This window comes from Marinibium conchae (assembly GCF_015595035.1).
GTDB lineage: Bacteria > Pseudomonadota > Gammaproteobacteria > Enterobacterales > Alteromonadaceae > Glaciecola.
In genome coordinates this window covers 868172-891581 of record NZ_JADNRN010000001.1, presented here as the reverse complement: position 1 = coordinate 891581, position 23410 = coordinate 868172, and the positions used below count along the sequence as shown (strand labels likewise).

23 protein-coding genes are annotated in these 23410 nt (G+C 43.1%); 4 read left to right on the top strand and 19 right to left on the bottom strand.

From position 1 onward, the window contains the following. The first annotated feature begins 256 nt into the window (after positions 1 to 256). Positions 257 to 2320, top strand: coding sequence for a bifunctional tRNA (5-methylaminomethyl-2-thiouridine)(34)-methyltransferase MnmC2/FAD-dependent 5-carboxymethylaminomethyl-2-thiouridine(34) oxidoreductase MnmC1 (gene mnmC / locus ISG33_RS03785; protein ID WP_195732197.1), 2064 nt, complete (start codon positions 257 to 259; stop codon positions 2318 to 2320). Here mnmC and ISG33_RS03780 read toward each other — a convergent pair. The 6 genes from ISG33_RS03780 to ISG33_RS03755 form a co-directional block, all read right to left on the bottom strand. Then, complete coding sequence (locus ISG33_RS03780; protein ID WP_195732196.1) at positions 2304 to 3119, bottom strand: FlgO family outer membrane protein; 816 nt, start codon at positions 3117 to 3119, stop codon at positions 2304 to 2306. The genes mnmC and ISG33_RS03780 overlap by 17 nt on opposite strands. A gap of 6 nt (positions 3120 to 3125) precedes the next feature. Further along, on the bottom strand, positions 3126 to 3875 hold the full coding sequence (locus ISG33_RS03775) for a FlgO family outer membrane protein (RefSeq protein WP_195732195.1): 750 nt from the start codon (positions 3873 to 3875) through the stop codon (positions 3126 to 3128). Next, positions 3872 to 4513, bottom strand: a complete 642-nt coding sequence (locus ISG33_RS03770) for a FlgO family outer membrane protein (RefSeq protein WP_195732194.1) — start codon at positions 4511 to 4513, stop codon at positions 3872 to 3874. The genes ISG33_RS03775 and ISG33_RS03770 overlap by 4 nt, the downstream gene beginning before the upstream one ends. A 240-nt stretch (positions 4514 to 4753) precedes the next feature. Next, on the bottom strand, positions 4754 to 5062 hold the full coding sequence (locus tag ISG33_RS03765) for a YfcL family protein (RefSeq protein ID WP_229333446.1): 309 nt from the start codon (positions 5060 to 5062) through the stop codon (positions 4754 to 4756). A gap of 24 nt (positions 5063 to 5086) precedes the next feature. Continuing rightward, positions 5087 to 6226 carry an ATP-NAD kinase family protein gene (locus tag ISG33_RS03760; protein WP_195732193.1) on the bottom strand — a complete coding sequence of 380 codons (1140 nt, stop codon included), beginning with the start codon at positions 6224 to 6226 and terminating at the stop codon, positions 5087 to 5089. A 1-nt stretch (position 6227) separates the two neighbouring features. Beyond that, on the bottom strand, positions 6228 to 6791 hold the full coding sequence (locus ISG33_RS03755; RefSeq protein ID WP_229333445.1) for an elongation factor P hydroxylase: 564 nt from the start codon (positions 6789 to 6791) through the stop codon (positions 6228 to 6230). 219 nt (positions 6792 to 7010) lie between these two features. On the opposite strand from ISG33_RS03755, the gene ISG33_RS03750 reads away from it, so the two are divergent. Both ISG33_RS03750 and ISG33_RS03745 read left to right on the top strand, forming a co-directional pair. Then, positions 7011 to 7544, top strand: coding sequence for an acyl-CoA thioesterase (locus ISG33_RS03750; protein ID WP_195733022.1), 534 nt, complete (start codon positions 7011 to 7013; stop codon positions 7542 to 7544). Continuing rightward, entirely contained in the window at positions 7544 to 8728 is a 1185-nt protein-coding gene (locus tag ISG33_RS03745) for a retropepsin-like aspartic protease family protein (protein ID WP_195732192.1), read from the top strand. Before ISG33_RS03750 ends, ISG33_RS03745 begins: the two co-directional genes overlap by 1 nt. A gap of 59 nt (positions 8729 to 8787) precedes the next feature. Here ISG33_RS03745 and ISG33_RS03740 read toward each other — a convergent pair whose 3' ends face one another. Both ISG33_RS03740 and fadR read right to left on the bottom strand, forming a co-directional pair. After that, positions 8788 to 10821, bottom strand: a complete 2034-nt coding sequence (locus ISG33_RS03740) for an NADPH-dependent 2,4-dienoyl-CoA reductase (RefSeq protein WP_195732191.1) — start codon at positions 10819 to 10821, stop codon at positions 8788 to 8790. A gap of 103 nt (positions 10822 to 10924) precedes the next feature. Next, positions 10925 to 11635: a fatty acid metabolism transcriptional regulator FadR gene (gene fadR / locus ISG33_RS03735; RefSeq protein ID WP_195732190.1), complete on the bottom strand. Its 711-nt coding sequence runs from the start codon at positions 11633 to 11635 to the stop codon at positions 10925 to 10927. Positions 11636 to 12083: 448 nt separating this feature from the next. Between fadR and dsbB the strand changes: the two genes are divergently transcribed. After that, on the top strand, positions 12084 to 12599 hold the full coding sequence (gene dsbB, locus ISG33_RS03730) for a disulfide bond formation protein DsbB (protein ID WP_195732189.1): 516 nt from the start codon (positions 12084 to 12086) through the stop codon (positions 12597 to 12599). Positions 12600 to 12603: 4 nt separating this feature from the next. On the opposite strand, the gene ISG33_RS03725 is transcribed toward dsbB, so the two are convergent. From ISG33_RS03725 to yoaA, 11 genes are all read right to left on the bottom strand, one after another. Continuing rightward, positions 12604 to 13143 (bottom strand): YcgN family cysteine cluster protein, encoded by a 540-nt coding sequence (locus tag ISG33_RS03725; protein WP_195732188.1) that lies wholly within the window; start codon positions 13141 to 13143, stop codon positions 12604 to 12606. Positions 13144 to 13145: 2 nt separating this feature from the next. After that, positions 13146 to 13844: a fumarylacetoacetate hydrolase family protein gene (locus ISG33_RS03720; protein WP_195732187.1), complete on the bottom strand. Its 699-nt coding sequence runs from the start codon at positions 13842 to 13844 to the stop codon at positions 13146 to 13148. A gap of 10 nt (positions 13845 to 13854) precedes the next feature. Continuing rightward, positions 13855 to 14850 (bottom strand): lytic murein transglycosylase, encoded by a 996-nt coding sequence (locus ISG33_RS03715; protein ID WP_195733021.1) that lies wholly within the window; start codon positions 14848 to 14850, stop codon positions 13855 to 13857. Positions 14851 to 14950: 100 nt separating this feature from the next. After that, entirely contained in the window at positions 14951 to 15259 is a 309-nt protein-coding gene (locus ISG33_RS03710) for a YcgL domain-containing protein (RefSeq protein WP_195732186.1), read from the bottom strand. Then, complete coding sequence (rnd, locus tag ISG33_RS03705; RefSeq protein WP_229333443.1) at positions 15228 to 16403, bottom strand: ribonuclease D; 1176 nt, start codon at positions 16401 to 16403, stop codon at positions 15228 to 15230. The genes ISG33_RS03710 and rnd overlap by 32 nt, the downstream gene beginning before the upstream one ends. Next, positions 16404 to 18056, bottom strand: a complete 1653-nt coding sequence (fadD, locus tag ISG33_RS03700; protein WP_195732185.1) for a long-chain-fatty-acid--CoA ligase FadD — start codon at positions 18054 to 18056, stop codon at positions 16404 to 16406. It abuts the gene before it with no gap. Between the two features lie 201 nt (positions 18057 to 18257). Further along, positions 18258 to 19112, bottom strand: coding sequence for an alpha/beta fold hydrolase (locus tag ISG33_RS03695; protein ID WP_195732184.1), 855 nt, complete (start codon positions 19110 to 19112; stop codon positions 18258 to 18260). 92 nt (positions 19113 to 19204) lie between these two features. Beyond that, positions 19205 to 19864, bottom strand: a complete 660-nt coding sequence (locus tag ISG33_RS03690; protein ID WP_229333442.1) for a Slp family lipoprotein — start codon at positions 19862 to 19864, stop codon at positions 19205 to 19207. A gap of 285 nt (positions 19865 to 20149) precedes the next feature. After that, entirely contained in the window at positions 20150 to 20476 is a 327-nt protein-coding gene (locus ISG33_RS03685) for a hypothetical protein (RefSeq protein WP_195732182.1), read from the bottom strand. A gap of 47 nt (positions 20477 to 20523) precedes the next feature. Further along, positions 20524 to 21246 carry a tRNA (adenosine(37)-N6)-threonylcarbamoyltransferase complex dimerization subunit type 1 TsaB gene (gene tsaB, locus ISG33_RS03680; protein WP_195733019.1) on the bottom strand — a complete coding sequence of 241 codons (723 nt, stop codon included), beginning with the start codon at positions 21244 to 21246 and terminating at the stop codon, positions 20524 to 20526. A gap of 3 nt (positions 21247 to 21249) precedes the next feature. Then, complete coding sequence (gene yoaA / locus ISG33_RS03675; RefSeq protein WP_195732181.1) at positions 21250 to 23157, bottom strand: DNA repair helicase YoaA; 1908 nt, start codon at positions 23155 to 23157, stop codon at positions 21250 to 21252. Between the last annotated feature and the right edge of the window lie 253 nt (positions 23158 to 23410).

Sequence of the window (23410 nt, the reverse complement as noted above, 5' to 3'; positions counted from 1 at the left end):
ATAATTATTACAAGCTAAGAAACTTGTGAATATATGTTTTCAGAATATACAAACATTGTGGAAATTGTAATTCTTCTAAAAGCTGCGCAATGTTAGCTTTTTTTTACCACTAACTGGTCTGATATTAACGAAATCAGCAAAATAAATCACCATTGTGGGCAATTAAGTCTCAAATTGAGCAGTAAAGATGCCTTTAAGAACATGTTATACTTGCTCTTAGAGTAAAAGCCGCATCAACGAAGTACTATTAATCGCTATGAAGATCACATCTGCAAACATCGAATTTAACGAATTTGGCACACCTGTAGCACAAAGCTTTGATGATGTATATTTTTCAAATGAAAACGGACTTAAAGAAACTCAGTACGTATTTATCGAAAGCAATAAGCTCATCGAGCGTTGGCAGGGTTCACAGTCATCTTCGTTTTCTATCGGTGAAACGGGCTTTGGTACTGGCTTAAACTTTCTGCTAACAGCAAAAACTTTTTTGGATATTGTAAAAGACCAATCGCAACAACTGTATTACCTAAGCACCGAAAAGTTTCCACTTAGAATAGAAGACCTGCGCAAAGCATTGAATTTGTGGCCGGAACTTGCTGAATATAGCAAGGAACTAATCCAGCACTACCCTGTTTTGCTTCCAGGTTTTCACCGCATATCACTCTTCCACGGTAAAGTTATCCTCGATCTATTCTTAGGCGACGCCACGGAGGGTTTTCAGCAATGTCACTCTCAGCCCCTAGGTCGGATAGATGCTTGGTTTCTAGACGGTTTTGCACCTAGCAAAAATAATGACATGTGGAACGACAAACTCTACGAAGCTATTGCGCGTTTGAGTAAGGCCGATGCTACTTTCGCTACATTTACGGCCGCTGGCGCAGTAAAACGTGGCCTTGCGGCGGTTGGCTTTGATGTAAAAAAACAAAAAGGCTTTGGTAGAAAACGAGAAATGCTTGTAGGCGAAAATAAGTCGGTCGAGAAGCTTGCCGTTACTCGACAATCGCCCATTTTTCATCGACATTGCTCTGTAGATTCAGTCGATGCTAAAAAAAATCATATTGCCGTGGTTGGCGGCGGTATTGCCGCTGCCATAATGGCTCTAAAACTAGTAGAACGAGGCAAGCGAGTTACCCTCTATTGCGCAGATAAACAACTTGCACAGGGAGCTTCAGGTAATGATCAAGGTGGCTTCTACCCACAATTGAATGCCGAAGCTGGAATAGCTAGTCAAATTCATGCTCATAGCTTTTTGTATGCAAGGCGCTTCTACGACGATATTTTGAATCAAGGTGCCCACTTTTCTCACAGTTGGTGTGGGGTGCTGCAACTTGCTTTTAATGACAACGTAACAAAGCGCTACACAAAAATGATGGCTAAACAAACCTGGCCCAGCGACTTAGTTAATTGGCGCAATAAGGTAGAAGCCAGCGACATAGCAGGTATTGACATACCTCACGACAGTTTATTCTTGCCCCTAGGAGGCTGGATCTCTCCACCTGAACTCACCAAGGCCTGCATTAGCTTAACTCATTCGCTATGCTCAAACTTTTCAGTCAAATTTGAGCACGAATTAATCAACCTAACAGCCAAAAGCGCATCTTCATTACACCAGCCTCAAAAAAGCTTAGCGCTGTTACACTTTGAGTGCGGTAACAAAAAGCCTGAACAAATAGAGGTAGACGCTGTTGTTTTGGCCTGCGGCTCTAAATCAGCGACTATTGCTGCACTAGATTTACCCTTCCGTCTAACACGAGGTCAAGTAGAAAGTATCCCAAGCTCCATCAACAATTCAAAAATGGGCCAACTCAAGACAGTGTTGTGTCATAAAGGATATATGACACCCGTTATGAGTGGGCATTTAGCAATGGGATCAACCTACATCAAAAACGACACTAGTATTGATTACCGGCCAAGCGAGGCGCAAATTAATTTAGCCATGCATCAATCTGCACTGCAACAAGCGACGTGGGCTAATGATATTGCACTCAATCAAGGTGAAAACCCCGGGCGGGCAGCAATTAGATGCAGCTTACCCGATCACCTTCCTGCTGTTGGTGCGGTGCCAGACACCGCTTTGCAGAAAATGGAACTGAACGAATTATATAAGGCTAAGCCGCCGCAATATTATCCAGTGCCTAGCGTCTTAAATGGGGTTTATATGCTCACAGGCTTAGGTTCACGAGGACTTACTACTGCCCCACTAGCAGCTGAATTATTAGCGAGCCAGATATGTGGTGAGGCTTTACCGCTTGGAAACCCGCTATTAGACGCGTTAAACCCTAATCGTTTTCTTATCAAAAGTCTTATTCGCCGCCAGTAGTTGCCATATTACCGTAATGCCCTATCACTTGAGGGTGTAAACGCTGGACGATGAAGTGCGGAATTAATACCGATGCGCTAGCCACTACGCGTTTATTGGTAACCGATATTATCCGCGCGTTTACTTGAATACCTTTTGGTTTGTCTATCATGGTGCCCGACAGCATGTGGTCCATTTCCAGATCTTGCGCCAATTCGAGCGAATCACGAGAGAACATGTAGTCCCCGCTAGACCTCACATGAACATGATTCATCGCTTTAAAGTCTATCACCGACAAACCAAATTGTTGCACTTCAGATATAAAGTACTCAGACAATTGATTGCCCAATACGTTAGTTGTTTGCAAGCTTCTGTCTAAGCGAACGAAGGAACCCACCCCAATAAGGTCGCTAGTTTTCAAGCCCGCGCTGTTCTTAAGTAATTCCATGGCCATTTGCGCGGCGTAGTCTTCTATCGACTTATGCACAAAACTAGGCTGAAATAGGCTCGATGGTGTTTGCCACGAGCGGTAATCTACTTGCTCATCACCTCTGTTTTGAAGCAATGGAAAAGGAGCATCCCCTTTATATGATTCTAATGAAATAGCACCTTGTTTCCTTTGATTTTGTACACCCTGATTAATATCAACAAGCAAGTCATTGTCTTGCTCCAATTGCTCAATCAACGGTGGTGGCGTATAGCCTGAAACTAGCATTCGACCAACCGCACAGCCACTTAATAAGAGCACGAACGTCATCAAGAGTAAGATTCGACCGTAGTTTCGGTGATAGCGTCTTTTTGGCATCGTTTCGTCATGCATAACAAATTACTCCCCGCGAATGAGGCGAACCCCGTCGACAATTTCAGCCGACTTGCTCGACTCACTTGGTATCAGTGCATCCACTACATAAAATGGAATAAACATTTGTGAACTGGCCACAATCACATTCGATTCCATCCCTAGCATTCTCGCATTGACGATGTAACCGCCTTGATGCTTGGTCATCGTGCCAGTAAGCACATATTGGATTGGGGTGGTACTAGCAAGATCTAGGAAGTCTCTTGATAAAACAAAATCCCCAGTATCGGTGACGCGAATAAACTGTGTCGCTTTAAATTCGACTACTGGCATTCTAAATTTATGGAATTCGTGAGCAAAGGACTCTGCAATTTGAAAACCTAATAAATTTGTCTCTTTTAAGTCGCTGTCAATTAGAGAAAAATGCGTAACAGCAACTGGGGTGCGCTCAGTGACATATTCCATATTAGACACCAAATCTTGTGCCATATTCTGCACATAATCACCTATGTGTTTGGCTAATGGTCGACTTTTATATGCACCATTCACACTTGAGTAAACTGCTGGGCGAACAATAGCACCGAACTCATCAATCGCATCTTCTTGCTGATCCATTTCCTGACTAGCAGTGCTGATGACTTCTGCCACTGGCGTAGTTTCTTGTTCTACCTCCAACACTTCTGGCTCGTTAGTGCTAGCGCTCAATGACCCTAAATCAGGTAATAGCGAGCAAGCCGATATAAGGAATAAAAAGGGTGTAACTAGTAAAAGCTTCATAACGATGCCCCTGTTGTTGCGTTATCAATACGATATAGTTTGCCACCACGAGTGGTCACTTGTTCTGTTTGCCAAAATAAATCCCCTGGGAAAAACTGAGTTGCCGCCGCAATCACGTCTTTGCTTCGCGCATTTATAATTCTGGCGTTGACAACCGCACCTTGCTGTTGGTGCGTGATCGTGCCAGTTATAAAGAAATCAACACGTTGCACAGTATTTAACTGGTCAATGTCACGTGACAATACGCGGTCAGATTTTTCCGTGATGGTGATACTATTTGCCGCTTTGTAGTCTTGAGCCACGTAACCGCGTTTTACTGCTTCGGTAATCAAACCTTGTTCGAGTTGTTGGCCCAAGAGCATTAAAGGACCTTGGTGCTCATGATTTGTCTTGAAGGTATCAACCGGCACAAAACCTGCGACGGCAAAGCGATAGTTACGATCAGGTCGCATCGCCGCAAACAATTCATTTGCTAACAAATGGGTGTGCAACTCAGCATTCCCTAAATCGCTCTGCTCTCGCACAGGCGACAATTCTGAAGATGTAGTGAAACTTGAGCACCCTGAGATTGCTAGCGAAGCAATAAGCGTCAAGCCCGCTAAACAAGGGGAGATGGCCTTCTTGTGAGAACTTTTCAAAGTGATTACCTAAAGCTATATGAGTAATAGATGTGAGATTGTTTGCAAAATCAGAACCACTTTGTATATTTCACTAAATAAAAGTGCTAACTACGCTCCTGAAAGAGCTTGCTGAGAGGCTGAGCTAACAAGCACCGTTAAGTACAACGAAGAGAAGCATCGCTTTAGGTAGGAATACTATGAGAGCTTTGAAAGGCATTCTTATAGATAAAACTCTTAAGCACTAACGCTTTTATAGTTTTAGCTATTTGAAAACAAACGCTTTACTAAAGCCTTTACCTGCCTTGCATCATCTTCCGACAACTCATTTGCATCGAAGGCATCGTTAAGTTGCTCGCTTAACTGCGACTGCAGGGCCTTAATTGGCGTTGTAGACAAGGTTTGCTTTTCTAATTGTTTGTCGATGTTCGCTACTGCAACATCAAAATGACCGTGCAAATAACTCGCTATAAATAGCTCTTGATCGCTTCCGCTGTCGATAAATGAATCAAGGGTTAACTGCATGCTATCGGTTTTATCAAAAAATTCTTGCTGCTCGCTACGGCTCATTGTTTGCTCTTTGCTATATAAAAATTAAATATCAATAACGGGATAAAGTACACGGTCTCTATATCCGGTGATAATAGGAATAGGTCCAGACATTAGCGCATCAACTTCTTGATCACCAGAATCACAAACAAGTGGCTTCCCTTGTAAATTCTCTATTTTTGTTTTTGTCGCAACCACAAGCACATTCGCTTTGCCAACTCGCTTAAGCAACTCGGCAGAAAGTTGTTGATTACCGCGACCAAAAATATGGCCTTGCCCACCGATCAAGGTGATCACCAATTTTGTATCGCAAGCCTCGGTAATATTCAACAGCTCTTTGGCACTTAGGTCGCTGGCAAGTAAAGCCTGATTTTTAACAACATCAACACCCAACAACGTATTTGCCAAGCCCATTTCACGCATAATACTATCAACAGTAGAACCCGAGCCCATTACGAACAACGTTTCAGGTTCATCCTCCATCATATCAATGACTTGTGCAGCAATATCAGCCAACACGAGTTCATCGGACTCTTTCCCACCCATTTTTACTGCTTGAATATATTGCAGTTCCTCTGGCACCATCATCTCACCGTAGTGTTTAGCAATGACCTTACCCGAGCGAAATGCTAACTCATCAATGTCTTTAACTTCAGCTTGCATCAGACTAACCAGTTCTCCCTTCACCACTTCGGCGAGTACCTTCCCCGCCGCTTTTGGCGTGATGGCATAAACGCCACTGTGGATCTTACATCCTGCAGGTACGCCTATAACTGGACAGGCATTCGTTATCACTTCACATATATTTCTGGCTGTACCATCTCCACCAGCAAAAAGAATGAGGTCGACCTTATTAACCAACATTGCTTTCGCCGCTGCGGTGGTGTCAAAGGCTTCGCTTTGTTCATCTTGTTGTTGGTATACCACAGTCGTTTGAATGCCCAGCTTTTCAGCGACGTCTTGGCCCATCTCACCAGCAGCTGTGAATATATGAATATGGGAAAATAGCTCAGCGCACTCGTTCAGCGCTTTCTCTATTTTAGCGTTTGCCTGCTTATCTGCACCGGATGCCAATGCTTGCTGCCTAATGTGAGCGCCGTCGCTGCCCTTTAGCGCAAGCGCGCCACCGATACCAGAATAAGGATTAACGATAAGGCCTAGTCTAAATTGGCGCTGTGATAACACGCTATTTGTGCTCCAACATAGTGAAGGGGGGAGTTTTATAAAAAGTATGAAGCGCTGCTAAAAAGCGCTGTGTTCTAGCATTGAAACCTGTGATGATTAGTTCATTTAGCCTATTGCTCACGGCAGTTTCAAAAGCTTTACTGCAGTTTTGTTCACCAGAAAGGTTATCAATACTTACGCGAAACTTGATCGCACTTGCTTTAGAGAACGCGCATTCTATTGCCTGCGGTGTTACCTCAACCTGTTCAAAGCGTTTTTGTTGCTCTGCATCTCGGCCATCGGGCAAATACCAATAGCCATAATCAACGAGCCTTCTTCTTTGTTTACCAGCAACACACCAATGTGCAATTTCATGTAGTGCACTTGAGAAGTAGTCTTTAGTAAAAATCACTCGATCAAAGCTTTCACCATTACTTGCCGGAAGATACACCGGTTCATCGGCGTTTCCCACCAATATAGTATTTTCGCTCTCTCTAAAACACTCGTTAAAGAGCTTGATAAGATCGGTCGACTTCTGCGACTCATACAATTCAGCAGGTGAATATTGATTGCTATTACACAACACAACGCGTTCCTAGTACGATTAAACTGTTAAAATTTAGACTGCCATTATACGTTAATTCGAGTTAACCTGAGCACTGAAAATAAAAATTTATTTTAGGCTAAGTTAGAAGCAGTGAGTTATATCAACGTGAAGCAAGCGAATATACACAGCAATAATGAAGTAGCACTAAATACCGTGGATGATGGAGTAGATGTTGCGGTTGATCACACTGTGCTCGAGCTGGAACCTGCACTCACGTCTTTAGCATGGGAACTTGAGGCCCCCTTTGTTGATGTTTGGAAGATTGAACAACAACATATCGATCACTACAAGCATGTGAATAACGTCGCTTATGTATCACAGCTAGAAAAGCTCGCATGGAAGCATTCGAATAAGCTAGGGCTTAGCATGCAAGACTACAAAGAGTTTGACCGCGGCATGGTGATACAACAACATGTTTTAAACTACCACTTCGCTGCTCATCTAGGAGATGAAATTGCGTGTGCGACTTGGATTGCTAGCTGCGATAATAAGTTTAGGCTCAGCAGAGCCTTTCAATTCATTTCGTTAAAAACCCTGAAAACTGTTTTTTCGGCTCAAACCCAGTTTGTTTGTGTGAGTTTGTCAAAAGGAAGCCCAAAAAGAATGCCAGCCAAATTTATAGAAATATACGGCCAAGCAGCGAAATTAAGTAATCCAAGCAGCAAGGTAAGCAGCAGCAAGGTAAGAGGTAGCAAGGTAAATAGCAAAGCAGATGATAGCGAGAGAGACTAATGCTAAAAGCTTTAAGTTTGTTATTACTATTATCACTTTTAGCAAATTGCTATCTACTGTTCAAAATACAACAACTATCCCCGAATCAACAACAGCCTAATCAAAAACAGATAGAAACGCTTGTTAAGCAAAACAAAAACGGCCAATCACCCGCTCTGTCAGCACAAAACCCATTCTCGACGCCAGCGGTGAGCAGCAGCAATAATAACGACACGACGAGTGAAGATCTCACTAGGCTAAATGAAGTTCCTGAGTCACTTTCTACTAACGACCTATTCTCCATGCTTAAGGAGTTGCAGGCTGCACAGCGCTACAACGATATGATTCTGCCGGTACGCGAATACCTAAAACTCAATCCCAACGACTATCGAGCATGGCTAATTGAAGCAGACATTATTTTTCACACAGAAGCACTTAATGTTGCCATAGCCTATTACTATTCATTGCTCGATAAAACTATGCCCGACAGTGAAAAAAGTAAAATCAGGTCACTAATTAATGTCAATGCCAGTCGAGTAATTAAGCAATTGAGTGGTGATGGCGCATGGGAATTGCTAGCTACCTTTCTTGAGCCGCTGATTCAAATTGATCCCTTGAACAAGCGCTATATTCTTGCCCTTGCCCGTGCTTATGGTCAACAAGAACAATTGGTATTGATGGAAAATGTGCTTGCCGCAATGGATTATGATGATGAAAAAGCTCAGAAACTACGAACTGCAATGTATAACCGAGCCAAGGGTATTGAAAGTGGTGAAGATGATCTAATAGACGACCCGATAAGTGAAACAGCCTCCCTATCTAAGCGTAAAATCAAAGTGTCAGGTAACGGCGAACAATTTTTCGTTTCCGCGCGCTTTGGACGTCGCACCTATCCTCTTCTACTCGATACAGGCGCATCAACAACTGCCATTAAGCAATCTGTATTTGAGAAAGTTGCCGATTCAGGCAAAGAGTTTGTCGGCTACTTCACCGTGCAGACTGCCGGTGGGGCAATCCAAGCACCACTTTACAAGCTTGAGAGTATCCAATTAGACCGACTAGAGTTAACGAATGTAAGCGTGATTGTGTTACCCAACGAAAATCTTAAAGGTTCATTTTCTGGTTTATTAGGGATGAACGTACTGCGTGCATTTGAGATGCGCTTCGATCCCTCAACACAGAAAATGACGCTGTTCGAGCGTTAACTCAAACAAATAAAAAAACGCAGGCAAAGCCTGCGTTTTCCTTCATTATTGACGAAGCGCTATAAGCGTGCTGCTAGACGAGTTCCTTGATCGATTGCTCGCTTTGCATCCAACTCCGCCGCAACATCAGCACCGCCAATGAGATGATATGGAGCAGTTAAGCCTTCAACTAATTCCTTGCGTGGTAGCTGACCTGCACAAACAACAACATTGTCTACCGCGAGTACTTTGTTCTCGTCGTTAACGCGAATATGCAAGCCCTCGTCGTCGACCTTGAGGTACTCTACCCCAGCCAACATGTTCACACCTTTCATCATCAAACCTGCGCGATGCGCCCAGCCAGTCGTTTTGCCTAGCCCAGCACCGACTTTTGAGCTTTTTCGTTGTAACAAAAAGATTTCTCGAGGTGAAGGTTCAGGCATCGCTTGAACCCCTTCAACACCGCCACGAGCCTGCAAGGTCATGTCAATACCCCACTCTTTCATAAAGGCTGGTATGTTCGTGCTATTAGACTGCTCACCATGCGATAAGAACTCTGAAGTATCGAAACCAATACCACCAGCGCCCATAACTGCTACCGATTTGCCCACTGGCTTTTTGTGCTTCAGCACATCAATATAGCTAAGCACCTTGGGATGATCGATTCCCTCAAGCTCAGGGGTTCTAGGAACGATACCCGTGGCAAGAATGACTTCATCAAAGCCTTGAGCATTCAAGTCGTTTGCAGACACCTTTGTATTTAACTTAATATCAACGCCATGTAGCGCTAACATCACACCGAAGTATCGAATCGTTTCATAAAATTCTTCTTTACCTGGAACCTGTTTAGCAATATTGAATTGCCCACCAATTTCTGAATCTGCCTCAAACAAAGTGACTTTATGACCTCTTTGGGCGGCAGTCGTAGCTGCTGCAAGGCCTGCGGGACCTGCACCAACAACTGCAATGGCCTTCGGTTTATCCGTTGTTTCAATACTGAATTCAGTTTCATGGCAAGCCCTAGGATTGACCAAGCAGCTTGTCATCTTGCCTTCGAATGCATGGTCTAAACAGGCCTGATTACACCCTATACAAGTGTTGATTTGGCTAGATTTGTTTTGCATTGCTTTATTTACAAACTCAGCGTCTGCTAAAAACGGTCTTGCCATCGACACCATATCTGCGTCACCTCGTGCAAGCACTTCTTCGGCAACCTCTGGAGTATTTATTCTGTTCGATGTAATAACGGGAATATTTAGGGCTTCACGGAATTTTGCTGTAACCCAAGTAAATGCGGCTCTAGGTACTTTGGTCGCTATCGTTGGAATACGCGCTTCGTGCCAGCCTATACCGGTATTGATGATTGTAGCGCCAGCTTTCTCAACCTTTAATCCCAGCTCAACGACTTCATCAAAGCTAGAGCCCCCTTCAACCAAATCTAACATTGAGAGACGATAAATGATAATGAAGGCTTCGCCGACAGCTTCGCGTACTCTGCGAACAACTTCAATCGGCAATTTGATGCGGTTCTGGTATTCTCCGCCCCACTCGTCAGAGCGAAAGTTTGTGCGTGCAGCAATAAATTGATTTAAGAAGTAACCCTCAGAGCCCATGATTTCGACGCCGTCGTAACCAGCCCGTTGAGCTTGCAGTGCAGTTTCCACGAAATCATTGATTTGTTTCTCTATGCCTTGCGCATCAAGTTCTTTGGGCGTAAACGGATTAATCGGTGCTTGTACAGCAGATGGTGCAACTAAGTCTTTGTTGTAAGCGTACCTGCCAGTGTGCAGTATTTGCATACAAATTTTCCCACCTTCAGCATGCACTGCATCAGTTACTTCTTTATGATGCTCAACGGCCTCTGGAGAATCTAGCCGCCGCGTTACCGCATGAGTAGCTCCTTCATCGTTCGGACCAATTCCACCTGTCACAATCAGGCCAACACCTCCTCTCGCTCGTTCTGCAAAGAAAGCAGCCATTCTTTTGTGCCCATTAGGTGCTTCTTCAAGCCCGGTATGCATTGAGCCCATCAATACTCGGTTTTTCAACGATGTAAAACCGAGATCTAGTGGGCGAAACAAATGTGGGAAAGGAGTGTCAACAGAGGTCGTCATGGTAAATCCTTATGTTGTGATATGGATGGCTACTACGATATATATCTAAATGGGGAACATTAAGCCTCTCAGAAAACACACGGCAGAGGCGTTAAATAGTGTATTAATCAACGATGTTAGTGGGTAAATCTTTACGAACTTGTTGCCAAATTTTGCCACTTTCAATACCGTAAGTTCTAACAACGGAGATAACTTTGTCGGCATCTTCATTAGCGAGCACTTCAAGCAGTTGCTGATAATACTTTGTAGCAACGTCTCTGGCGGGCTGATGCGAGAAGAAATAGCCGCCTATACGAGCATAGATGCTTCTAAATCCATTCATCATTAATACGTACACGGGATTATAAGAGGCAAAAGCTAAATCGTGATGCATTTGATAATCAAAATGCGCAAACGCTTTTCCTTCCTGCTCTACTGACGAATGGTTGGCGATGATCTCTTTGCATTTGTCAGGGTTTTGCTTGAAAGCAGCCCGCATGAAAACGGCACTTAGGTTTGTTCTTGCCGATAGCAGGTTATCGACCAATTGGGGACGACCGTCTTGGTCAAGTCTAGCAAGGGTTTCTAGGATATTAAGCCCACAAGTTTCCCAAAAATTATTCACCTTTGTCGGCTTGCCGTGTTGGATGGTTAACCAGCCATCACGAGCCAGGCGTTGAAGCACCTCTCGCAGTGTTGTTCTTGTTACCCCAATTAATTCTGACAATTCACGTTCGGCTGGCAAAATAGTACCTGGAGGAAACCTGCCGCTCCATATAGATTCAACAATATATTCTTCTGCGAACCCAGCTGGACTTTGGGATTTATAAATCATGCTTCTCTCAAACAACATGTAATTAAAAAGTTAACTGATTGTACCAGATGAATGACACAAAGAAAGCAATAAAACTTTAGGAATCTTAAAAAGCAGCCAAAACCTTAGGAAATAAACAGCTTGTATTGCAGGGCAGCGAAAGTTGCTATGCTGCGTCGGCTTTTCTGTTGGCGTTAAATGATGTACTCTGCCGACGGCACAGCTTCCCCTAATACGATAGTGTTAACGACTATAGCTCTGATAGGTGTCTATTTGGGCCTTTTTGAGTCTATTTTAGTCTATTTTAGTCTTTTAGAGGATAGTACTTGTCTCTATGAACACCATCTCATAGAACACCAAAGTGCCACAGCAATGCTTGAGAAAGGAGGTCGTAATGGGCATTAAATCCATACGCACCAGCTTGCAAGCTATGGTATGATAATCAAAAAAATGAGAGCGTAGAATTTACATGCTTTACAAACTTCAGTTATGGTCGCATACGCGAGGGTCGTGGCAAATACTCTTTTTATCTGCCGCCATGTTAATTGGGGCGGCCTTGGCCTTCCAACATCTGCTAGGGCATGCGCCTTGTGTGATGTGTATTTACCAGAGAACCGCTGTATTTGGCATTTTGCTAGCAGCTTTCCTTCCGATGTTGCATAACACTTTTTTGGTAAGAATAGTGGCCTATGCGATATGGGGAACGTCGGCGGTAAAAGGCTTTGTTTTATCGTCTGAGCATAAAGATATACTATTCAGCGAAAATTCCTTCTTGGTGCCTTGCCCAGTTGAGCCTGAATTCCCATCGGTTTTGCCGTTGCATGAATGGCTTCCCGACATATTTGCCGCACCAGGTAGTTGCTTAGAGAACACTTGGCAATTTATTGGCATGGGTATGGCTGAATGGATGCAAATTATTTTTGCCATGTACATTGCAGCGTTTGTCGTATTTTTTGTTGCTCAATTTGTTAGCAACAAGCGCTAAAACCTTAATCAATATCTTTTAAAGGCCACGTAACTATGTGGTCTTCAAATTTTTCTAAATCCACATCATTTTCATTCACCGTTTGGCCTCTAACTGATAAGCCGAGCTCGTGCATTTTAGTTTTCTTCCCCTTATTTAGCAGAGGATGCCAACTAGCAAGACCTCGTCCTTCGTGCAAACGGCGGTAGCTACATGATTTAGGCATATAAAAAATATCTTTGAGGTTTTCTTTGCTTAAGGTAATGCAATGCGGCACAAGCTCACTGCGCTTGTCATACTGGGTACAATCACAATGCTTTGTGTGCAAATATTGACACGAAATATTAGTGAAGAAGACCTCATCCCCTTCTTTCGCCTCGCTAGTTGGAAGCGCTTCAAACTCTGCAATGTCACCCGCATCCTCGTCATCCATGTATTTGTGCAAACAACATTTGGCACAACCATCGCAAACGGCCTCCCACTGGGCACGGTTCATAGACTCAAGGCTTGTATCAAGCCAAAACTCTGATTCGATCAGTGTTTTTGTGTACGGTGTTTTTCTCATACTCAGTCTACCTGTGTTTTTATATCGAAATGCCCTTTCAGGCTAAGCTCAAGGATGTCAGTACTCGCCAATGCGGCAACTCCTTTCGGCGTGCCAGTTAGCACAACATCGCCCGGTGTAAGTGAAAAAACGGAGGAAATTTCGCGCAATAAATCTATCACAGAGTATAACATCAGACTGGTATCACCATATTGCCTGAGCTCATTGTTTACTGTCAGACTAAATTTATAGGGTTCAGTGTTATTAAAGTGACGAAGCGGAATAAAAGGAGATATTGGACAGCTTTTATCGAAACTTTTCGCGCGCTCCCAAGGATGCCCTTTAGCTTTTAATTCCTTTTGTAAATCTCTCAGCGTTAAGTCTAGGGCCAAGCCAATACCGCCAATAGAATCCGCAAGTTGCTCGTTAGTATAGGCGGTAGATACTGACGCTAAGAGAGGTTCTGTTATCAAAAGTGCGAGTTCAAGTTCGTTATGACACTCACCCAAATGCTTAGGGATCTCAATATTATTTCGAAGATCACAAAATGCGGTTTGCGGTTTCAAAAACAGAATTGGCGTCTCGCTTACTGTATTGTCTAATTCTTGGATATGATCTAAATAATTACGCCCGACGCAAACAACTTTACCCACAGGTATGTCGGGTATCGAACTAACTGAGAGGTCGGTGTTATAAAATGAGTGAGTGTAGCTACTGTTCATAGATATTTACTCAGCTACCCTTGCGAATGCGATCGGCTAAATAACCCACTGAAACCCCAAAATATTGAGACCGATTCCAACGCATTAAGGTGTGAAAGTTATTGTAAACTAAGTAGATGCGCCCTTTTGCTCCATCAGGGAGAATAAGGCTCGCTTTAATATCAACCGAAGGCAGAGCTGTGCTGTCAAAACGCGTGACTCCCAAATTTTGCCACGCTCTTAGGCTTAGCATTTTACTTTTCGACAGGCCCGAATATTGATTCAGTAGCGATAAATCGAATTTATCACTCAGTTTAACCTGTCTGCCCCAAGTTTCGCGGCCCTTCCAGCCTTCTTTACTGAGGTAATTAGCAATAGATGCAAAAACATCAGCAGGCTCTGACCATATATCTTTTTTACCGTCACCATTCCCATCAACTGCATAGCTGAGAAAAGAGCTAGGCATAAATTGACTCTGACCCATCGCCCCCGCCCAAGAGCCTTTAAACGCTTCAAGTTCAACGTGCCCCTCACTCAGAATTTGCAGCGCAGCAAAAAACTGTTTCTTAAACAAGCTTTCACGTCTACCGTCATAGGCAAGTGACACCAAGGAAGACAATACTGGGTGATTTCCTTGAATACGCCCAAAATTACTCTCATTGCCCCACAGCGCTACAATGAAACGCTTTTGCACCCCGTATTGCTTTGAAACCGACTCTAGCAAGTCATTATGTTCAGCAAGCTTGTCAATGGCTTGTTTCACTTTCCAGTCGGGCACTCTGGTACTCAAGTAGCTATCGAGGGTAAGTTTACGCTCGGGCTGATTTTTATCCGCCTTAACGACTTTCTTACGCAGGCTAATGGTGGCGAAAGCCTTATCTAAAAAGTCCGCAGAGTAGCCTTTTTCCTCGGCTTCTACTCTCAAGGCACCCAGGTATGCGGTAAAGCCTGGATCGACCTCGTCCTGTTGTTCGCTCTCGGCAGCATGGCTAAAATTTGTCGGTAAACTAGATAAAACGAGCATCATGCAACAAGTGACGGTGGAAAATTTCAAAATATTATAAAAAGAGAGGGCTGAAGTCATTCGTGAATCCGATTGAAATACTAAGTGGAATAATGTGTCGAGCCTAGAATTTTTTATCTGGCTGTGCGTTAAGGCCTTTTTCTAAGCGATGAGATGTAAGTAGGTTCTCTTCTTTTGGTGGAAGTTGCAGATAGAACCCCTTGGACTGCAAAGTCTCAATCATTTCATCACTCGATATTTTACCGATTTTTCTCGGCTTTGTAAGCGGCACTAACATTACAAACTTGGGTTTACCAAAGGTTTCAAGCAGTGCTTGTGGCACTGCATCAAACTTATCCTTATTAGCTAGGTACAAATACGTATCAGCTTTTTTGGGAGATTTATAAACTGCGCAAAGTTTCAAATTGACCACCTTCGTTGTTAAATATTTCGGACAATCTCTTTTTGAAGATTTCTCGGCGCCACCCGCTTACGATGTCGGGCTGTATATTCATAGCTGCCAGCTCATCAAGGTCGAACCAGCACCACTTAATCCATTGGTTAAGTTGTTTTTTAGAGGCCAGCACATCTGCTCGCGTGTCATGCTTTTTCGCCAATTCCTCACACAGATCTTTAAGTACGTTAAGCGCTTTTTTGTAGTGTTTAAAATCGACTAAACGTTGGATTTTTCCCGGGCAATCCTCGGCTTTGGTTTGTCTAGCTTGTTCAACAATATCAAGTAATACATCTTGATGAATGCGAGCTTCTTTTGGTGTAATCGTAGGCAACTGAAAGAGTTTATTTTTGGAATCAGGCAATGCCATTGCAAGCTCCAACATCGCTTGTTCACGTAAGACGAAATTAATCGCCATATCGCGCGACTGAGCTTCTTCATACCGCCAAGCGGCTGCTAGCTTTAAGGCTTGACGAGAATGACAACCCAACTTCCAATTATTTTTAATATTCAAATAAACCAAGCTCGCGGGCATTGGGTTGCGCTTCTTTTCAGATAGAAAAGCCGACTCCGAAAACACCCACGAGTCCTTGCCAGCATGCTTAACTTTATCGGCTAAATCGCGATACACCGGCAACAAATAAAATACATCGGCAGCGGCATAGTGCAATTGCTCTGGAGACAAAGGTCGAGCTATCCAATCGGTGCGTGATTCTCCCTTATCTACATGAATATCAAACATCTGCTCTACTAAGTTTGCGTAGCCAAGACTCGGCCCCATATCAAGCAAGTTAGCGGCGAACTGAGTGTCGAAAAGCGGCGACGGCACTACCTTTAAATTAAACCACAGTGCATCAAGATCTTCAGAACAAGAGTGCAATACCTTAACCACTGACTCAGACACTAAAATATCGGCAAAAGCCGAGAGGTCGTCTATTGCCACAGGATCTATCAGTCCTAGGTGTTCACCATCATAGACTTGAATAAGACCCAGTTGAGGTATGAGCGTTCTCGTTCGTACAAACTCAGTGTCAATCGCTAAGGCATCTGCATGCTTAATGCGTTCGCAATAATCATGCAAGGCTTCAAGGCTATCTATATATTCAAATTCAATCAAAGCCAATTAGTCTCTTAGTTGTCTTCGCAGAATTTTGCCTACATTTGATTTAGGCAGTTCCGTTCGAAATTCAACTGTTTTTGGCACTTTATAGCCAGTTAGTAAAGATTTGCAGTGAGTAATAACCTCTTGCTCTGTGAGGGCATCATCTTTTTTAACCACAAAAAGTTTAACCACTTCACCAGAAACCTCATGCGGTATACCTACAGCAGCGGCCTCAAGCACACCGTCATGCATGGCAGCGACTTCTTCGATTTCGTTAGGGAACACGTTAAAACCTGACACTAAAATCATGTCTTTCTTTCTATCGACAATATAGAAAAAACCATCTTCATCCATTTTGGCAATATCACCCGTTGCGAGCCAACCATCCTTTAAAATATCTTGCGTCGCTTCCGGGCGATTTAAGTAACCTAACATCACCTGAGGGCCTTTAACATGCATTTCACCAGCTTCACCAACAGCAACTTCCTCGCCCTCGTCATTCACGAGCTTAATATCCGTTGATGGTACAGGCAGCCCTATAGAGCCTTTATATTCTGATATCTTTGTTGGGTTTACTGTTACCACTGGAGAGCATTCAGTTAGGCCATAACCTTCAATCAAGACCGTACCTGTCACTTTCTGCCATTTTTCAGCTACTGGTCGCTGCACCGCCATACCACCTCCTAAACCGAAGCGGAAATTACTAAAATCAAGTTCAGCGAAGCCTGGCGTATTCAACAAGCCATTAAATAGCGTGTTTACTCCGGTAATAATAGCGAATTGATTTTTGCTTAATTCTGACACAAAAGTTTTCATGTCTCTGGGGTTGGTGATCAGCAAATTAGGACAACCGTATTTCATAAAGGTCAGGCAGTTACTAGTAAGCGCAAAAATATGATAAAGAGGCAAAGCCGTTACCACCATATCCTCACCTACTTTGACAGAGCTCTCGAGTGTACCGGATACCTGCTCCAAGTTAGCCACCATGCTTCGATGGGTCAGCATGGCACCTTTAGATACACCTGTGGTTCCCCCTGTATACTGCAAAAAAGCAATATCTGTTGGTTCGACTTTTGGTCGCGAATAAGTTTCGTTTTCACCTATGGACATAGCCTGAGTAAAGCGTTTAGCTGACGGAAGGTCGAAATCAGGCACCATTTTTTTGATATATTTAACTGCAAAATTAACCAACCAACGCTTGGGTGCAGGAAGCATGTCTCCGATACTCGTGATCAACACTTCTTGAACTGGCGTTTCATGGATGACCTCGGCAAGTGTATGGGCAAAATTATCGACAATAACAATCGTTTTTACCTTTGCGTCACTTAGCTGATGTTGCAGTTCTCTAGCCGTGTAAAGTGGGTTTACGTTAACCACTGTCATCCCTGCTCTAAGTACACCAAAAAGTGCAACTGGATATTGCAGTAGATTGGGCATCATTATCGCCACCGCATCGCCTTTTTCTAAGCCTCGACTTTGCAGGTATGCAGCAAACTGCATAGATAATACGTCTAAATCCTCGAAGGATATTTTGTGACCCATATTAATGAAAGCAGTATTGTTTGCATATTCTGTGACGGATGTTTCGAATATTTCTAAAATAGTCGATAGATTATCAACGTCAATCTCGGGTTTCATGGCTTCGTCGTAATGCTTTAACCAGACTTTTTCCACATTTATGTCCTCAGACTTTTATAGTTATTCTGTCGTGCTTGCAGGTATTGTTATTATTCTTAACTGTTAAGCTGTTAATACCAGCAAAGCATCAATGTATACAATGCACTAGTATACATTGTGTTGGGCCTATAATACTAAAGCATGATACTTTTATTTAAAACGATGTTTAATATTCATGCCGTGAATACCGTAATTACCTTACTTATACGCATCAAAATGCGTCGATATAATTTTCGCCACCTCATCACAAGCTTCCATGTGAACGTGATGCCCTCCCTCTAGCTCAGTGACTTGATAGTTTTTCAAAAGCCCGCTGCGTTGGTGCAGCAACTTACTCACCTTGGAAAAACCGTTACTACCTAAAACAAAGTGAGTCAGGCATGCGAGCTGAGACATGATATTTTCAGCCTGACCAGATGTTAGTCGGAGTGTCGATTTTGTGCGCAATCGTTTATCTGTTGACCAAATCAGTTGCCCAGAAGGATCTAGCTGCGTATTACGCGACAGAATGACTTTTGCATTATCAAATGAAAGATCGCTTACTTTTTGTCGAGCACGAATTATGCTTTCTAAATCTTCAGGTTGCTTTATCTCTTTATCGTCGGCTTGAAGACGGCTAAGAATAGATTGGCGAATTTGCTCAATACTCGTCGATTCTAGCTCTGTTAATGGTCCTGCTGATTCGATACATACAAATTTTGAGACACGTTCAGGGAAAGCAGCACAATATATACTGGAAATTATCCCCCCTAATGAATGCCCTACGAAAAAGATAGAGTGCCAATGCTGACTGGTAATTAGCGCGTGTAGGTCGTTAACGTAGTCGATTAAGTGGTAATGAGCGTCTGCACTTCTGTGCGAGGATTTCCCATGCCCCGGTAAATCAATAGCGATAACGTGGTAATCATCAAGGTAGGGGATGAGCGGTGAAAAGCTAGCAGCATTATCAAGCCAACCATGGACCATGATTAGAAGAGGTTTAGTCGACTTAGCGTTCGTTAATGCAGCAATATGCGAGTTAGGAAGCGTAAATGAAATATCACGAATAGACATAAGGGGCCTGTAAATAAGTCGCTCTTTGAAAACTAATTTAATAACAAAAAGCGGCTTAGTTAGCCGCTTTTATGCTGATAAATGATCTTGATTTAAGGTTTCTTTTTCGGTCCGCTGGTAGCGCCGCCGTCTTGGGGACTTCGAGTAGAAGGACTTGAACGCCCCGCGCGATTTGACTGACCCGATACGCTGTCTTTCACTTTTACCCTAACCGTTCCGCCTTGGTCATAAAAACGCCAGCCGCGATGGTAGCCAAACCTGGGGCCGAAAGCCCAAAAAGGTGAAAACGGAGAAAAATGAAAGGCCGCTATGTCATAGTCCTGTGTTTTCTTCCACATATGATAGCCGTCGGCCAATAAAACTGGGTATACGTAGGTTTGCTCACCTATTACTCCTTCAGCAGGCTCACCTATCTCACCAATAAAAGTAACTAAACGCCCTTTTGAAAATACTAATGGGTCGATAAAATCACGCACCCTTACTTTAAATCTACCTGCACTTTGGGCTGTCGCTCTTGGCTTACCGTAATGATTATTTTGATAGTGCAATATCTCAATTTCAGAATAGTCGGCTTTATTTTCGACGGCGACAATTTCACCGCCCCAACGTGCCATGGAACCTGTTCCAGCACTCTCTCCATTGAGAATTTGTTCATAACTTACGAGATTAACGTCGTCGGCAACATCAATTTGATCAGGATATACTGCGCATCCAGCTAAAAATACAGCTGCGGCAACGAGGGGAATTTTCATAACAGAGTGCATAACTTACTCCAGTTCAATTTATGGTATCAATGGGTACCGTTTATTATCGAAGTATGATGTCGATAAAACAGTATTGGGCCTGCAACGACCTCTTCTTATTTTGTTGCTTTCTTGCATCATGACAATATTACGTCGCGCTTGCAATAATTGACCATTTTAATCTTTGACAATGGCGTTATTGTCAAAGTTCAAGCACAGCTTATTGTGAAAGTTAAAACACATGTTGCGCGACATTTTAATCACTTGTGCAAAGCAGTATGTTCTCGATGTAAGCTAAGCGAATATATCGACGCCTAACATTTTTGAGATATCTTCGCGTTGTTTTTGTTTATCTATCATCTGATAGGCCTCCAACTCCTTTCGAAGGCTATAACGAATATTTTCGTTTACAACACTCTGCTGTTTGAAGCTATCCGCTTGTTTAAAAACATCACTGTTTCCAGCAATTATTTTTTCAACTGGCAATGCTTCGAGCACTTGAGGACTAGCTGTTGATTGATCACTCTTTTGCTGTTCAATCACTAGCGCCTGAGGCGAATTAGATACTGACTCTTTAGTAATGAAGATTGAATTTGACTTTATATTTCCAGTATCCAACATTTACCCCATCGTTTAATTGCGCTTACTTATTCTTTTCTTAGTGGCTTTTAGTCTTTGCCTGGTAACTTTTTCCACGTTACTTTGTCGCGTAAGTAGACTGGTGCCAAATCGTCTACAGACTTAGCTCGACCAAGCTCAAATTCTTTTTTCGCAAGAGATAGCATGTACATGGCATTAGGAAAAAGCACCTTCACTTTGTCAACACGACTATCAAATTGTGTTTGTTCCGAATAGGCTTCCCAGCCGGTTCCAGCCAGCGCTGTTGATTTTCTATCTATGCTTTGATTACTTATACCAGAATTTTGAATATCTGCATATTTTTTAAGCGATTCTTGTGGCGCTAATACGGCTTCCTCTTGAAGTGTTAGTGCAGTACCCTCTTTTATAAAATAGTCACCAAAATAGACTTCCCCCATGCGTGCATCAATCAATACTTTTGAGCGCAAGCTGCCATATCGTTCGAAATTCTCTTGAGCCATTGCAGCTAAAGTCGAGATCTCCAGCACAGGCAGTTCAGTTCCTAAGGCCAAGCCTTGCACTATACCCGTGGCTATTCTTACTCCAGTAAAGCTGCCAGGGCCTCGACCAAAAGCAATAGCGTCGAGCTCACCTATCTTCAAGTCATTCCTTTTCAATACTTCGTCAATCATTGGGAGTATTCTTTGACTATGTTGTTGAGGGCAGAGCTCAAAAACACCGTCTCTCACATCACCATTTAACAGCGCAACAGAGCAAGCTTCGGTTGCAGTATCAATCGCTATAATTTTCATCATTCACTCAATATTTTGCAAAAAGTCGTGCACAGCTTGCAGACTTCGCGTTCGTTTCATATCAGGCAAGCTTTTAAGAAATGTTTGCCCATATTGCTTGGTTACAAGACGATTATCACAAATAACTAACACACCTTTGTCTGTTTCATCACGAATTAACCTACCTGCACCTTGTTTTAAGGTAATAACAGCTTGTGGAATTTGTATCTGCGCAAAAGCATTGCCACCCTGCTTTTTACAATCGTCGATGCGCGCTTGCAGTAAGGGGTCATCAGGTGAGGCAAAAGGAAGTTTGTCGATCATTACGCACAAGAGATCGTCTCCCTTCACATCAACCCCTTCCCAGAAAGCGCCAGTTCCAAATAATACCGCATCTTGTCTCTTAAGATATTCTTCTAGCAATGCAGCTTTTGTTGTGCTGCCTTGCACTAATATAGGATTGTCTATTCTCTCACTCACTATTTCCGCAACCTCTCGGAGCATTGCATGACTGGTAAACAAAATAAATGAGCGCCCTTTACTTGCTTCGATTAATCCGACGGCAATATCCACCAAATTATGCTTGATACTTCTATCGTTTGGTTCTGGCAAAAAACGGGGAATACACAGAATAGCCTGATTCTGGTAATCAAAAGGGCTATCGAGTGAGAGCGTTTCAGCGTCGTATAAGCCCATTGTATGTCGGTAATGTTCAAAATTGCCATCTACCATGAGCGTAGCCGAGGTGAATACCCAAGCCGATGGTTGTGCTTGGATAATACTAGAAAACTTGTCAGCGATACTCAGAGGTGTAAGGTGCAGCACCACATGCCGAGGCGTAGTCTCATACCATAAACTCACCCCTGTGCTAGTAATATCAGTGACCTTCTCCAAACGCTCAATAAAATCTACAATACGTTCTATCATCAAATCGAGGTCTTTATCTCGACCTTGATGAACAACTGCCACGTCGGCCAAGTTCTTCAAATTGTGTTTAATAATATCAATTTGCTTTGCCACATCATCTTGCTGAAGTTTCTCAATCCAATTTCCGCGCGAAGGATTGTGAGGAAACAACATGCGTAAGTCTGCCATATGTAACTGACACTTTTCGGCAATTTTGCCAAGTTGTTCAGCATCTTTCAAAGCAGTCCGCTGCAAAGCAATAATGTCTTTAGTCAAGTCTTGTACTTGGCGACTCGACAGATTGATACCAAAGTATTCACTCGCAATATCAGGTACTTGATGAGCCTCATCGAATATAACCACATCAACTTCAGGAACAAGTTCGCCAAAACCGGTATCTTTGAGCGCTAAGTCGGCAAAAAATAAGTGGTGGTTTACGACCACGACATCAGCTTCCATCGCCTTTCGTCTCGCCTGCACAAGATAACAGTCTTCATAACTAGGGCAATCTTTGCCCAAACAGTTATCAACGGTCGACGTCACTATCGGTAAGACCTTTGCATCTTCCTTTATTGTTTTAAGTTCGCCAATGTCGCCCGTACTAGTGGTTTCGGCCCACCGTCGGACTAAAGAGAACTCATTGAGCGTTTCTTTTTCCAGTATGCCGCCGCCATGCTGAGAAAGACGATGAAGACATAGGTAGTTTGAGCGCCCTTTTAACAAGGCTGTTTTTTTGGTTTTATCAACTGCTTTTTTCACCATGGGTAGGTCGCGGTGAAATAGTTGCTCTTGCAGGTTTTTTGTTCCTGTGGAAACGATGAACTTCTTTTTAGACAGCAACGCAGGTGCTAAATAAGCAAACGTTTTTCCAGTACCCGTGCCCGCTTCAACTATCAACGACCCTTTGTTTTTAATTGCTTCGCCAACGGCTTCGGCCATTGCAGTTTGTGCATCACGAGGTATAAAACCCTTGATTACATCCGATAGCGGCCCAGGATTCGAGAAAAAGTCTGTTATATCGCTCATTTACGCCTTCAAATTATTTAGTGCACTTAGGCTCAGACGACCATAAGCTCATTTCGGGCAGTATTATGCCAAATTTATTAGGTGCTTACCCTATATAATTCGCATCATCCAAAATACATAGATAGCCATTTATGGTTGATTATACCGAAGCGCATTCATTGTTCACCTGAAACACAGACTAGAAGCACAAGACCAGCGCGATTGGCAATAAACGACAGAAGCCAGCAATCGGCTACTCGATTCTTAGCTATCG

What these genes read in the sequence shown, in the direction of transcription:
- mnmC (WP_195732197.1), top strand. Translation starts at nt 257, where the DNA reads ATGAAGATCACATCTGCAAACATCGAATTTAACGAATTTGGCACACCT.
- ISG33_RS03780 (WP_195732196.1), bottom strand. Translation starts at nt 3,119, where the DNA reads ATGCATGACGAAACGATGCCAAAAAGACGCTATCACCGAAACTACGGT.
- ISG33_RS03775 (WP_195732195.1), bottom strand. Translation starts at nt 3,875, where the DNA reads ATGAAGCTTTTACTAGTTACACCCTTTTTATTCCTTATATCGGCTTGC.
- ISG33_RS03765 (WP_229333446.1), bottom strand. Translation starts at nt 5,062, where the DNA reads ATGAGCCGTAGCGAGCAGCAAGAATTTTTTGATAAAACCGATAGCATG.
- ISG33_RS03745 (WP_195732192.1), top strand. Translation starts at nt 7,544, where the DNA reads ATGCTAAAAGCTTTAAGTTTGTTATTACTATTATCACTTTTAGCAAAT.
- ISG33_RS03740 (WP_195732191.1), bottom strand. Translation starts at nt 10,821, where the DNA reads ATGACGACCTCTGTTGACACTCCTTTCCCACATTTGTTTCGCCCACTA.
- fadR (WP_195732190.1), bottom strand. Translation starts at nt 11,635, where the DNA reads ATGATTTATAAATCCCAAAGTCCAGCTGGGTTCGCAGAAGAATATATT.
- dsbB (WP_195732189.1), top strand. Translation starts at nt 12,084, where the DNA reads ATGCTTTACAAACTTCAGTTATGGTCGCATACGCGAGGGTCGTGGCAA.
- ISG33_RS03725 (WP_195732188.1), bottom strand. Translation starts at nt 13,143, where the DNA reads ATGAGAAAAACACCGTACACAAAAACACTGATCGAATCAGAGTTTTGG.
- ISG33_RS03720 (WP_195732187.1), bottom strand. Translation starts at nt 13,844, where the DNA reads ATGAACAGTAGCTACACTCACTCATTTTATAACACCGACCTCTCAGTT.
- ISG33_RS03715 (WP_195733021.1), bottom strand. Translation starts at nt 14,850, where the DNA reads ATGATGCTCGTTTTATCTAGTTTACCGACAAATTTTAGCCATGCTGCC.
- ISG33_RS03695 (WP_195732184.1), bottom strand. Translation starts at nt 19,112, where the DNA reads ATGTCTATTCGTGATATTTCATTTACGCTTCCTAACTCGCATATTGCT.
- ISG33_RS03690 (WP_229333442.1), bottom strand. Translation starts at nt 19,864, where the DNA reads ATGAAAATTCCCCTCGTTGCCGCAGCTGTATTTTTAGCTGGATGCGCA.
- ISG33_RS03685 (WP_195732182.1), bottom strand. Translation starts at nt 20,476, where the DNA reads ATGTTGGATACTGGAAATATAAAGTCAAATTCAATCTTCATTACTAAA.
- tsaB (WP_195733019.1), bottom strand. Translation starts at nt 21,246, where the DNA reads ATGAAAATTATAGCGATTGATACTGCAACCGAAGCTTGCTCTGTTGCG.
- yoaA (WP_195732181.1), bottom strand. Translation starts at nt 23,157, where the DNA reads ATGAGCGATATAACAGACTTTTTCTCGAATCCTGGGCCGCTATCGGAT.